Genomic DNA, 12,597 nt, shown 5'->3' with positions numbered 1-12,597 from the left:
GTTTTGTTTATTAATTGTTAGTATTTCAAAGATACATTTTCATATTTTTAATCTATGTCAAAGATATGAGCCCTGATCGAAGCGGCATCCTTTTGTGGCGGGTTTCGGCGCAAAAGATACAGCGGAGAGCAGGAACAGCTCCTTAAAATCTAAATTCTAATATTTTTTAAATTCCAAATTCCAAATCTTTGTCGAGTTTCTTGCGGGGATTCCTCGTTCCTCGGAATGACAAACTGGACTGTTTTTTCAGTCCTCGAAATTGACAAACTGGGTTTTTCTGAATGACAAGTTTGTGTGTGAAATTATCATTTCTCCTTCTTCCCCCATTTAATTTTCATTTTTCCGGCATCGTCTACAGCAAGTAAATGCAGGACGATTCCGCGTTGGCGAACGGCATCGCGCTCGGCTTTGGTGGCGAGTTTGGCGTCGTCTTTTGAGTTTCGGAGGGGGACGGTGAGGGCTAAATTGGTGCCACGGCCAAAGGAGTAAACGCCCTCTGCATCGAGGTTGAGAACGCTGGAACTAATGGTGAGTTTATTGACGTCGACCTGCTCGCCACGAAGTTTGAAATTGCCGGATAAATCGCTGAACGTGATGTTCTCGACATCGCGAAACGGAAAAGCAAATTTGCCGACTTTCATAATAGGCTCAAAGTTTCGTAAAGCGCCCTGACTGACCTTGAAAACCAGATTTCCGTGTGCCGAATTCGGGATCAGTTCGCCGTTGCTGTTGATTAAACCGGTTAGATTGGCGTTGCTGGTGAGTTTTCCGCGGATGTTGTTTGGAGAAAAAGACGTGATTCCGAAGTTGCTGAACGACTTTAAAAAACTCGTAATATCAACCTGATTGACCTGCGCGTTTGATGAGAAATTGTAGTTTTTGCCATTTGGAGAAACGGTGGAGCTAAAATTGATGCTTCCGCCACAAGTCTGCAGCGAACCGTTTTTGATGACAAGCCGTGAATCGATCATCTGAATTCGGGCTTTGGTGTTGGTTGCGGTCAATTTATTATAGGTGATTTTATCGGCTTTGATACTGATGTCTACAATGCATTTTTCGATCGCTGTCCGCAACTGATGCGACATGGTAGGTTTTTTGGCAGTAATTTTCTTTTTTTGAGAAGAAGCCAAAACGCCCAGAAATTGCCTGATGTCGATACTTGGGCAATAAATGTTCCAGTTTACGACCATTTTTTCGGGAGCGTCATAATATAGATTCAGGAAATTATCGATTTTGCCTTCGATGTAAATGGTGTTGTTTTTGTTTTTATAGGCGATTTTTTTAATAAGCAAAGCTTCTTGTGTAAATTCGAGCTGTACGTTGATTTTTTCGGCATGAACGTTTTTCGGAATAAAATGGAAAGAGGCATTCCGGACATTTATGTTTCCTATAAAACGAGGTTTGGTGATGTACAAATCGACAATATCAAACTGAAATTTTAAGTTGGCCGAGGCATGACCTTCGGTAAAATCAATCCATTTTTCGGTGTTTTCTTCGTTGAGGTTTTTAATGTCAAAATCAGAATTTACGATTCCGGTTGCCAGCGGTTTGTCCAGATTATTGATGGATAATTGCGGAATTGTAAGCGGAACATTTTTATATTTTCCTGAAAATCGCGTTAAAATGATGGCGGAATTGGCATCGCTAAAACCTGCTTTTGGTTTGAAGTTATTGGTAAAAATGCCTTTAAAATTACAATCGGTAATTGATCCGTCGGGAATGTTGAGTTCGTTATCTTTTATGAGTGCCTGAACCACAATTTTAGGGTCGCCTTCGACATTAAGATCACCTTTGATATCACAGTTTACATCAATAGGCTTTTTTAAATCAAAACGATTCAGCTTCGAACTTATGTTTCCGGATAAGAGGCTGGAAGCGCTTTGCCATAAAATCGTGGTACCAATGTTGATTCCGAAAAGCGAATTCCTTTTCCCTACATTAAAAAAGGCCATGATATCAAAAGAATCTTCGCCTATTTTTAATCCCTTGGTTTTAACATCTATTTTTTCTTTTTCAGAATCAAAAGAAACAGCTAAAGTTCCTTTGAGTTTTTTTTGTTTGGCAAAACTCCCATGAATTGTATTGAATGCCAGACTGTTGATCTGCGTATCCAGAAAAACATTGGTTTGCCAGTTGTCACCATTATAACGAACTTTCGATTTTAAACTGGCCACATCAAAATCAAACAGTTTATCTCCCAAGCGATTGTCTAATGTAAAATGTACGTGGTTGAACTCAACGTGATTGATTATGGTTTCGGTTTCTGATTTGTTTTCGGCTGTTTTTTTCTTTTTAGGTTTAAAAATATTAGCGTTCGAGTAACCATTTTCGGCTTTATACACATAAATCTGAGCGTTGTTAATAAGCATTTTGCGAATATTGATTTCCTTCTGCAGCAAACTCCAGACGTTCAAACGAACTTCGATTTCGTTGGCTTTTAGTAAAGTATATTTGTGTGTATTCCATTGATTGTCTTTTAGTTCGACATATTTTAGTGCTAAAGTAAAATTCGGAAAACCTGTTAAAAGCTTATACTGAAAATCACCAATATGGAATTCTCCATTGATGTTCTCATTGATTTTTGTATTGATTTTGGCTATGATCTCCGTTTTATTATGATTGAAATAAACCGACAAGGCTCCGCAGGTGATAAGAAGGATTCCGATTCCGCCTAAAATAAGATAACTGAAACGTTTGACGTATTTTTTAAAACCGGCTGATTGCAGGAAGGTTTTTACTTTTTGTAAAGTTGCTTTCATCGGAGATCAGATTAAATAGTATTAAAGATAAGCTAAAAAACTATCTAAAATGTTAATGTTTTGAATTTCAAAATATTAAATGGTAAATTTAGATATAGAAATTTATGTAAGAAAAAACAGAAGCGCATTTTACAGCGAGATATAAGTATTGACAATACATTTATAACCAAAACTAATTTTCATATAACGTTTGATTGATTTAAAATTTCTAAATTTGTACTCAAGTTTTAAAACTTATTAAAAAATTGTTTCCCTCAGCAAGCAGGGATAATCTTAAAATAAATTATTATGGCATTAGCAATCACAGATGCTACTTTTGAGGAAGTAGTTTTGAAATCAGATAAACCTGTAATGGTAGATTTTTGGGCAGCATGGTGCGGTCCTTGTAGAATGGTTGGTCCAATCATTGACGAATTGAGCAGCGAATACGAAGGTAAAGTTGTTGTTGGAAAAGTTGATGTTGATGCAAACCAGGAATTCGCTGCAAAATACGGTGTGCGTAACATTCCAACCGTTTTGGTTTTCCACAACGGTGAAGTTGTAGGTAAACAAGTAGGAGTGGCTCCGAAACAAACCTACGCAGACAGCTTAGATGCTTTGTTGTAATCGTAGGATTATGATTTATATAAAAATGGTCTGATGAAAATCAGGCCTTTTTTATTGGCAAGAATTTAGGTTACCCCGGAATGAAATGATTTTGTTTCACGCAGATTTTGCAGATTAAAGCAGATTTAATTTAGATGTCCACCTACAATTAATCTGCGTGCATCTGCCTAAATCTTTTTAAAATCTGCGTGAAAATTTTGCTGTCAGATTTTCTTTCAAAACTATGTGTTGAATAAAATAGTAAAAGTAGTTCCGAAACCCGGTTTTGAGATGACTTCTATTTTGCAGTTAATCGCTGCCGCCAGATCCCGGATTAAATGCAGGCCCAATCCGGATTTAATTCCGATGACTTCTGAATCATCATAAAGTGCTTTGAATTTTTCCAGATTTTCTCCCGGTCCGTTATCTGTTATCGAAAGATACGTTTGATTGTTTTCCTGCCAGGCTTTCCAGATTATTTTTCCGTTTTTGCATTTCTCGAGGGCTTTTACGGCATTTCCGGTCAGGTTTCTTATGATGGTTTTCAGATAATTTTCATCTGTGTTTAAAAGAATTTTTTCCGGATTTTCAAATGAAATTTCGATGTTTTCTATGGCTGAAAAATGCTTTTCGGAATCTTCGAATATAGTTTCGATGGGAATATTTTTAAAATGCGGTTTAAAATTTTCCATCTGGCCTTTGCTCCAAAGCAAAATATCTTCCATGGAGGATAATAAATTTTCGGCTCCTGAAATTATTTTGGTCTGCATTCGCAAAGCGGTTTCTTCATCAATAAGTTCCGGATTTTCTTTTTGAAGGTGTAAAAAATGAATCAGATTTGAAATCGGGCTTCTTAAATCGTGGTTCAGGATTCCGAAAAATCGCGCCTTGATTTTATTGGCTTCATCAAGTTCCTGATTCAGAAGCTGTAATTTTTCATTTGTTTTTTTGCGGTTTTGGTTTTGTCTGAAGAGCAATAATCCGATAATACCCACCAATGCCAATCCTGAAATTAAATAAATCCGCTGTTTTTTTGCCTCTTCAATCTGAATGTTTTTGATGGTATTTTGAGCGGAGAGATTTTTTATTTCCTGTTTTTTAGTGTTGTTCTGATAACGGGCTTCGGCATTGGCAATGCTTTGTTTTGCCGACTCGTGCATCATTTCGTCGTTGTATTTGGAGTAAATTTGATTATAGTGAAAAGCTTCTTTCCAAATTCCGAGAGCTGCGTAGCTTTGAGAAAGTTTCTGATTGATGATAACAAAAAACTCTTTGTCGTAGTTTAAGGCATTTTTGGATGCTTCCTTAAGGGTTTTGATTGCATTTTTGTAATCTCTTTTTTCATAAAGAACCCTTCCCATTATGGTATTGGCTTCCATAAGAATTTCTTCGTCTGTAGATTTTTGTCCCAATAAAACAGCTTTTTTGGCATAATAGTAAGCTTTCTGAATTTCTCCCTCATCAGCGTAATATTTAGACATACTCTGGTTTGCAAAACTTAAGTTAAGAAACAAGGAATCTTTTGCAGTTGGAAAGGTGTAGATTAATTTATAATATTTTTTAATGCTGTCCGGCTGTTTTTTGGCAGCAAAACATTGTATTAAATAGTTGGATGAAAAGGCACTGATGTAGGGTGAGGTCTTTATGTAAGGTTTCGACTCGTTTAAATATTCAATAGCTTTATCAAATTGTTGCATTTTGACATAAGCGCTGGCAATTTGGCAATAGGAAACTCCAATATTTTCAGTGTTAGCGGTACTTTTATCAAGTTGTTTTTTATAGTTTATGGCTTTTAGCTGATATCCAATAAAATTTTCGTATTCTGAAGTATTCAGATAATATTCGCCCAGACTTCCATAAAGAACCGCGCGTACATAATTGCTTTTGGTGGTATCAAGTACTTTTTTTATCGTCTGGATTAACTCTTTGCCTTTTTTATTTTCATTTAAAGAATAATAGATATAATTAAGCCGCATCAGAGAGGAAGTCTGGTTTTCGATATGACGGACTTTTTGAGCATATTTCAATGAATTTTCATAATTGACTAACGCTTTTTTATATTGGTTGTTACTAAATTCATAAGCAATTCCTTGTTGCAGATAAAATGTACTTAAATATTTATAATGGTTTTTTGAAAGTTCTATCCCTTTTTTGGTAGCAATGATAAGTTTGGAATATTCTTCTTTGTCTAAAAGATCCTGAGAATATTTCACCAAGACCTTCAGTTTCTGATCCGTAGTTTTATATTGTGCTAAATTTGGCTGCTGTGCAAAAACAGAAACAATTATAAAAACAGACAAAATCAAAAAACCGGCTTTATTCATCTAAATGAGGTTAAGGTTGTCTTTGTAACTTCTGCCAACCGGAATGGAGACATTATTATTCAGGATAATTTCAGTCGAATTCATTTTCTGGATAAACTGTTTCTGAACAGCAAAACTTCTGTGAATCCGAATAAAAGACTGAAAGTGATTTTCTTTCAATAAATTTCCGATACTCGATAAAACACAATGCCTTTTTCTTTCGGTAACAATTAAGGTATAATCTTTCAGGGCTTCCAGATATAAAATTTCATGCAGTTTTACTTTGGTCTGCTCATGGCCTTCTTTGATATAAATCGTATCTCCGCCAATACTGGCTTCAAAAAGTGAAGCTTTAAGTTTGATTTCCATAAATTCCTCAATACGTTTCATAGTTTGTGTAAAACGATCGAGTTTTAATGGCTTCACAATAAAATCCAGGGTTTCGATCTGAAAACTTTCGACCGCATGTTCCGGATGAGCGGTAATAAAAATACAAACCGGAATTTCTAAAGCTTTTTTTCTGAAATCAATTCCGCTTAAACCCGGCATATCAATGTCCAGAAATAAAATATCCACTTTTTGATTTTCTATAAAAGGAAGCGCTTCTTCAGCCGAATCAAAAACACCTAAAATATCCAAAACCGGAAATTTTTTGGCAAAAGACAATACAGTCAGCCTGTCAATTTCGTCATCATCTACAATAATGCAGGAATATTTTTTCATCATTCACAGCTGTTTTTATGTCGTCTGTCTATTTAAAATGTTGTTCGTCTATTGGTTGTTTTTATCAGGATTTTATTGACGCAAATTTGTCTTGTAATTCAGCATAAGCAAAAAAATAATCACCTGTTTGCGCTTTTGATTTTTTACAAAAATAAATGTTATTGAATTAAATAAAAATCATTTGACCAAATTTAAACTAAAATTATTATGAAACCATTTAAAACTATTTTTACCATTTTATCAATTGCAATATTTACTGTTTCATGCAGCAGCGATGATGATAATTCACCAAAATTTAAGACCGAAAATCCGTTGGCAGCTTATTATACCCAAACAGGATTTACCACTTCAACCAATTTTATCAATTCGGGAGATTACGAATTCGGATTGGTTTTTACACCAACGGTAAAAGGAAAAATAAAAGCTATTACTTTAAAATTGCCTGCTACAAATCCAAATTTACGTGTTACCATCTGGGATTATAATACAAAAACCGTTTTACGTTCCGAAACCTTAAATGTTGCGACTGCAGATGTTGAGGTTAAAAAAGAAATCAGTGAGCTGGCTTTGGAAAAGGATAAAAAATACCTGATTTCTATGAATTCTAATGACTGGTATAAAAAGAATAAAGCGGATAACGCTGCTACTACATATCCTGTTGTTGCCGGAAACATCACTTTTAATGAGTACAGATGGCTTTCGGGTACGGCACAGATTTTTCCTACCAACGTTTCATCAACATATAATGCAGGAGATTTAAGTTTCGATTTTCAGCAGACAGAATAATATTTTGAACAGTTGAATTAGTATGTTTAGAGGTCTGGCGAAAGTCAGGCCTTTTTTGTTTGTAAAAATCAAAAACGGCACATTAAATTGTAAAGTGCCGTTTTTTAGTTTAATATTTTGATGATAATTAGTGACTGTGGTTTTCGCTGTTTTCATGCCCAATAACCGTAATCATGTAAGGCGTAGCTGAAACCTTTGTTTTCTTAATTTCCGATGTCGAAAGATTTATCTGCAATAATTCTCCGGTTGTTGGCGAAGTGATGTATGCAAACCTGTCTGTAACCGCCATTTGAGGTTTTAATGTGGCATCAGTAGCCGTTTCTGAAGTTGCTTTTATTTCTTTCTCAACCTGAAGACTGCTGATATTGAAAAGCTTAAACTCTCCTGAGAATAAAAGAACCGCCAGTTTTTTATGATCGTAGCTTACTTTGCACTGCATAATGGTCGTGTTTGCAATTATTGGTTTTACAGTATTGGCAACAACATCAATTAAATAAGCCCCTTTTGCAGCTGTGTAACCAATAAATTTTCCTGCAGAAGCTGTTTCTAAAATACTTCCAAACCAGGCTGTTCCAAAATCTGCTGGATGATCAATTAGTTTTTGGTTTCCGTTGCTTTCTACAACCAAGATTCCGCTCGCAGAACCGAAAACGGCGTAAACTCCGTCTGAAGCATTTCCGTGAATTCCTTTGGTTACAATTTTAGCATCAAAAAGCGTTTTTCCGGTATTGTCAATGATTTTTACTTTTTCAGGGAGCGATCCTGTAACCGAATTGTCTTTTTCGGTAATCGCATACGTTCCGTTTGTAAAAGTCGCCATTGCGCCGTGATGCGCCAATAACCCTGCATTTATGATTTTGAATGTCGCTCCGGCTTTGTGCACATCTCCTTCTTTACCAACAGAAAGTGTTCCGTCTCCGTCATTAAACGTCAGGATTTCTCCAATTTTGCTTTTAAAATGCGTTGGTTTTAATCCGCTGCCGGTTAAAATGCCAAATTTAGGAACATCATCAACATCTACGTGGTCTCCGTGCATTTCCAAACCGCTGTCGAATGTTTCAACGAAATTATTGTCTCTGTGAACAATTCCGGCAAAACGTCCTGACTCAGTCGTGTACAAAGCCGATTTTGGAAATTTAGCTGTAAAAGAACTGATTTTATCTTCATGCGGATCAAAAAGCGTAAGTTGCGTGGTTTTTTCATCAGAAAGTAAAATTCGGATAAAAGTATGTTCTTCTGAAGTGTCATGCTCATGATCGTCATGATTGTCGTCGTCGTTGCTGCAGGAAATTGCAAAAAGCGATAAAGCAAATAAAAATAAGAGTTTGTGAAATTTGTTTTTCATTGTGATAAAATGATTTAAAATTTGTTAATAATTGATTTTTAATAGTTAATGTTATCTGGAGACAGAAAACGGAATTTTCATTGAAACAATAATATTCCGGCCGGCTTCCGGAAGTTCAATAAGCCGGTAGAAGCTGGTATGGTTTAAATATTTCGTATTAAATAAATTCTGAATCTGAAAACTTAGGCTGATGTCCTGTTTTCCGGTTTTGATTTTAGTTCCAAAAGCGAGATTAAAAACATGACTTTCTTCGGTTTTCTTTTCGGGCGGAACGATATGGTCCTGTTTTCCTGTAATGCGATAATCGACAGCGAAATAAGATTCTTTTAAAAAACGAATTTGTGGTTCATAATTTAGTCCGAAAAGCACTGAAGGCGGCGGTGAAAACGGAAGCGTGTATCCTTTTTTGCTTCCTGATTTTTGTTCTGAATAAAGATATTCTGCCGCAATTTCTGCACTTAAAGATTTCAGGAAATAATAACGTGTCTGCAGTTCGGCGCCGTAGCGAAAGACTTTACTCTGCTCATATTCAAAAACCTGATTTCCTGCGCCATAATACACATCAAGAGCCGAAGTTGGATTCAGATAAATGAAATTCGGAAAATAATTGGCGAAAGGCGTCAATTGAAAAGTCCAGTTTTGCTGCTGCCATTCGATGCCTAAATCTAGTTGATACGAACGTTCTGCATCCAGATTTGGATTCCCTTTTTCGAATCGGAAATAATGATAATTGACACCGTTTGAAGCCAGTTCCTTGGCAATCGGCATTCTGAAACCTGAACCTAAATTCGCTTTAAGCGAAAGATTTCCGGGATTATAATTCACTCCTGCCGACCAGGAGAAACTGTTGAAAGTCTTAGTCAAATCTTCAGAACGCTGCAGATATTCCATTTGCGTCTGATTGTTTTCTGAAACCGGACTTTCAAACCAGTCGTAATACGATTTCATGTTGATTTTTCCGTAATCGTAACGAACAGCGCCGTGGAGAAACCATTTATCATTTAGTTCAACTTTGTCATAAGCAAACAAACCCGCATTAAATTGTGTGAAAGCAGGAATCAAAAAACTCCATCCGCCAATAGCATTTTCTTGTGTAACGACATTTGTTCCAACAGTAATTTCATGCCGTTTAATTCTAAATTCATCTTTAGCAGAAAACGACCAGACATCTTTATCATATTGGCGTTCTAAATCCTGAGGAGCGTACATATCTTCAGGATAAACCGGTGGCATATAACCGTGATTGACGTAATGACTCCATTCGCGTCTAAAGTTTTTCTGAAAACCAATCTGGGTTTCAAAACCATGATTTCCCCAATTGAAAGAAGCCGTATTGCTCACTTTTAAATGATTGACCTGTTGATACGGCATCAGAATATCACGACTCGATTTATCGTGCAATTCCGTATCGACATTTCTGGGTTCGAGTCCGTGAGCATTCGCGAAAAAACCGCTTTTCGTGTACACGTTGCTGAAATAAAAAACAGATTTCAGTTTTTCTCCCGAATATCCCGTGCTCAGATGAAAATCGAGTTCACGCCCGGCTGTATTTCTCAAATGATTTTTATATAGCGGAACCTCATAACTATAGACATAAACACGATCAGCCGGAACGCGGTAATCGCCGTAATCCATTGTAGTGACACGTGAATCAAAGAACCAGTTTTTATTTCTTCCGAATAGATTTAAAGAACTTCCAAACTGGGCATTGTTGCTTTTTCCGGTAATATCCACGCTTCCGCCGAAAGTATTTTGAGAAGGGAGAGGAAGTGGTTTAATATTCACCGCACCACCCACAGCATCAGATCCGTAAATGAATGAAGAAGGGCCTTTTATGATTTCTACCCGGTTTACCGCATACTGATCGATTTCCAGACCATGATCGGCGCCCCATTGCTGGCCTTCGTGTTTCAGCCCGTTTTCGACCACAATCACCTGATTAAAACTCAGTCCCCGAATGAGCGGTTTTGAACCACCGGAACCAATCGAAATAGTTTTAACGCCCGGCAACCGCTGCAAAGACTGCATCAGGCTTCCGCCAAGATTCCGCTGAATGAAACTATTGTTTACCGTTTCAACATTCAGCGATTCTTCTTTTTTGCTTTTCTCGACAGTATTATTGTTGACTAAAACTTCATTGAGTTCTTTAATTTCAGGTTTTTTTTCTGAAGGCTGATTTTGAGAAATAACTGCAGCTGAAAACAATAAACTCATGAGTAAAAAACAATATTTCCAATGAATGGATAGGGCATTCTTCATTAAATACTGATATTATAAAATTTTAATACTTAAACCTTTCAGCGTCTGCCAGCCTTCTTTGTCTGTCAGTCTGATCATAAAATGATAATCGCCGGGATCAACATCGGCAGGAATTGCGATTTGAGCCGTTGCTTCATAACTTTTCACACCACTTGGAATAGTGTAATTGTTGATGAAGAGCATTGGTTTTACCGGTGTTTTTACTGCATCGGTTTCGCAGGTGTTCACTTCGGTACTATGGGTGTGATGATCGAAATTGTGATGAATGTCCAGACTGTAAGAACCCAATTCTGCATTATCATTAAATTTAGCTTTGAAAGTAAAGGTTTGTCCACGTTCAATGGTGCTGCACTGAATTGGAAAAGCATCGGCTGCTGAAATGTCGATTACAGGATATTCGGTATCGATTTCCGCATTATCGCCTGAGCAGGAAGAAATAATTGCGAGGGCAAAAACGCCTAATAAAAATGGTATCTTTTTCATTTTTGATTTTGATTAAAGGGCAAACGGAAGATCAACCGACTGCGAAAAATTGATGTTGTAGGTAGTGTTTTTGTACAAAACAAGGAAAGTGTAATCTCCTGAAACCCATGATTTGTTAGCTGCCAGGTCTTGCTGGATAGGAGAATTGTTGTCTTTTGCGGCTCCAATCTTCAGGGTTGGGGTGTCTCTCGTAAACTGTGTTCCGTCCCATGGAATATTCGAGAATTCTCCCGCGTTTTCAATGTTTTTATGTTCGAAAACATCATAGACAATTACTTTTTTAAAATCAATCTGATCCACGCTTTCCGGACTGTGTTTGACATTTTTATTAATAAGAAGCAGGTACATGATTCCATCGCCTTTTATACCCTGAAGTGAAACTTGCGAGCTGAAAACATCGTTGTTTTTGTATTTCGCATTAGCATCAGAAAACTTGCCTTTTCGGTACATAAAAGCATCGTTGATGAAAACCGTAAAAACAGAAGCTACCGGATTTACAGGAATATTTTCCAGTTTGTAAATCGTTAGGTTTTTCTTCACTTCAAGTTTGGTTCCGTTCTGGTCATTTACATTAATGATGAAATCGTATTTTCCTTCGGCCGCATCTTCCGGAATGTCGAAATGTTTGTGAACAGTAGCGTTTTTAGCATCGGCATATTGTGTCCAGGTAATTTCGTGTGACCAGGGTTTTGAATAGGTTTCTGTAGTTCTTTGTACAATTTTCACCTGTACATTTTCAATTTTGTCTCCGGCTGTTACTTCGGCATTAAAATGAAAATCCTGACCGATAGTTCCGGTTTCATTATTGCCAAGACCCAATTCGATTTTGTCAATCTTTGGAATTACTTTTTCTTGTTCTGAATCGTCGCTGTCGCAACCCGTAAAAGCAAGAGCAGCAAAGAACGATGCCAGAATGAGTTTTGTTGTTTTCATTTTTTCTGATTTGATTTTAATCATTTTATAAAGAGTATTTGGGTTACGAAAGAGTTTTTTAATGCCTTTAAGCTTTTAGGGTAAAGACATTAGGTTAAGATTTTCTTTGATTTAGCTTCGAAAAGTCGCAAAGGGGCAAAGACAATCGTTCTAAATTTTGCGTCTTCACGACTTTGTGTGAACAAACAATGCTTAAAAAATAACAGCCTTAACTAGACCTGAATTAGATTTAGTCCGAATGTTAATCGATAAAGAGTTGAGGTTTTTTTGTGCAGAAAAGCAGAAATCAATAATAATGACAATTGCAACATTAATACTGGTTTAATTGCTTAAAATGAATGGAATAGCTTTTCTAATGTTTTAAGATTTTAAAATCATTAAAACAAGTAAATAGCCGAATTGCCAAAGCAACACAGAGCAC

General features: G+C 36.6%; 9 protein-coding genes. 2 read left to right on the top strand and 7 right to left on the bottom strand.

The genetic code is table 11. The features are described 5' to 3' along the window. Positions 1-305: 305 nt before the first annotated feature. The gene (locus GXM17_RS17890; RefSeq protein ID WP_163400827.1) at positions 306-2,759 is read right to left on the bottom strand and encodes an AsmA family protein; all 2,454 of its coding nucleotides are present in this window, start codon (positions 2,757-2,759) and stop codon (positions 306-308) included. Between the two features lie 288 nt (positions 2,760-3,047). On the opposite strand from GXM17_RS17890, the gene trxA reads away from it, so the two are divergent. Beyond that, positions 3,048-3,365, top strand: coding sequence for a thioredoxin (gene trxA / locus GXM17_RS17885; RefSeq protein WP_026712447.1), 318 nt, complete (start codon positions 3,048-3,050; stop codon positions 3,363-3,365). A gap of 221 nt (positions 3,366-3,586) precedes the next feature. Here the strand turns inward: trxA and GXM17_RS17880 are convergent, their stop codons facing one another. Both GXM17_RS17880 and GXM17_RS17875 read right to left on the bottom strand, forming a co-directional pair. Further along, positions 3,587-5,668 (bottom strand): ATP-binding protein, encoded by a 2,082-nt coding sequence (locus GXM17_RS17880; protein WP_163400825.1) that lies wholly within the window; start codon positions 5,666-5,668, stop codon positions 3,587-3,589. Beyond that, on the bottom strand, positions 5,669-6,373 hold the full coding sequence (locus GXM17_RS17875; protein ID WP_163400822.1) for a LytR/AlgR family response regulator transcription factor: 705 nt from the start codon (positions 6,371-6,373) through the stop codon (positions 5,669-5,671). A 204-nt stretch (positions 6,374-6,577) separates the two neighbouring features. On the opposite strand from GXM17_RS17875, the gene GXM17_RS17870 reads away from it, so the two are divergent. Then, entirely contained in the window at positions 6,578-7,156 is a 579-nt protein-coding gene (locus GXM17_RS17870) for a DUF4082 domain-containing protein (RefSeq protein WP_163400820.1), read from the top strand. A 127-nt stretch (positions 7,157-7,283) separates the two neighbouring features. Here GXM17_RS17870 and GXM17_RS17865 read toward each other — a convergent pair whose 3' ends face one another. The 4 genes from GXM17_RS17865 to GXM17_RS17850 are packed head-to-tail and all read right to left on the bottom strand — an operon-like array spanning position 7,284 to position 12,176. Beyond that, entirely contained in the window at positions 7,284-8,501 is a 1,218-nt protein-coding gene (locus tag GXM17_RS17865; RefSeq protein WP_163400818.1) for a hypothetical protein, read from the bottom strand. A gap of 51 nt (positions 8,502-8,552) precedes the next feature. Further along, positions 8,553-10,760 (bottom strand): TonB-dependent receptor, encoded by a 2,208-nt coding sequence (locus GXM17_RS17860; RefSeq protein WP_244307436.1) that lies wholly within the window; start codon positions 10,758-10,760, stop codon positions 8,553-8,555. A 12-nt stretch (positions 10,761-10,772) separates the two neighbouring features. Continuing rightward, on the bottom strand, positions 10,773-11,243 hold the full coding sequence (locus tag GXM17_RS17855) for a DUF4625 domain-containing protein (RefSeq protein WP_163400816.1): 471 nt from the start codon (positions 11,241-11,243) through the stop codon (positions 10,773-10,775). A 12-nt stretch (positions 11,244-11,255) separates the two neighbouring features. Continuing rightward, positions 11,256-12,176 carry a DUF4625 domain-containing protein gene (locus GXM17_RS17850; protein WP_163400814.1) on the bottom strand — a complete coding sequence of 307 codons (921 nt, stop codon included), beginning with the start codon at positions 12,174-12,176 and terminating at the stop codon, positions 11,256-11,258. Positions 12,177-12,597 lie beyond the last annotated feature (421 nt).

Source organism: Flavobacterium fluviatile, from assembly GCF_010645065.1.
Taxonomy (GTDB): Bacteria; Bacteroidota; Bacteroidia; order Flavobacteriales; family Flavobacteriaceae; genus Flavobacterium; species Flavobacterium fluviatile.
This window is presented reverse-complemented; position numbering and strand designations above follow the sequence as displayed.

What these genes read in the sequence shown, in the direction of transcription:
- GXM17_RS17890 (WP_163400827.1), bottom strand. Translation starts at nt 2,759, where the DNA reads ATGAAAGCAACTTTACAAAAAGTAAAAACCTTCCTGCAATCAGCCGGT.
- trxA (WP_026712447.1), top strand. Translation starts at nt 3,048, where the DNA reads ATGGCATTAGCAATCACAGATGCTACTTTTGAGGAAGTAGTTTTGAAA.
- GXM17_RS17880 (WP_163400825.1), bottom strand. Translation starts at nt 5,668, where the DNA reads ATGAATAAAGCCGGTTTTTTGATTTTGTCTGTTTTTATAATTGTTTCT.
- GXM17_RS17875 (WP_163400822.1), bottom strand. Translation starts at nt 6,373, where the DNA reads ATGATGAAAAAATATTCCTGCATTATTGTAGATGATGACGAAATTGAC.
- GXM17_RS17870 (WP_163400820.1), top strand. Translation starts at nt 6,578, where the DNA reads ATGAAACCATTTAAAACTATTTTTACCATTTTATCAATTGCAATATTT.
- GXM17_RS17865 (WP_163400818.1), bottom strand. Translation starts at nt 8,501, where the DNA reads ATGAAAAACAAATTTCACAAACTCTTATTTTTATTTGCTTTATCGCTT.
- GXM17_RS17860 (WP_244307436.1), bottom strand. Translation starts at nt 10,760, where the DNA reads ATGAAGAATGCCCTATCCATTCATTGGAAATATTGTTTTTTACTCATG.
- GXM17_RS17855 (WP_163400816.1), bottom strand. Translation starts at nt 11,243, where the DNA reads ATGAAAAAGATACCATTTTTATTAGGCGTTTTTGCCCTCGCAATTATT.
- GXM17_RS17850 (WP_163400814.1), bottom strand. Translation starts at nt 12,176, where the DNA reads ATGAAAACAACAAAACTCATTCTGGCATCGTTCTTTGCTGCTCTTGCT.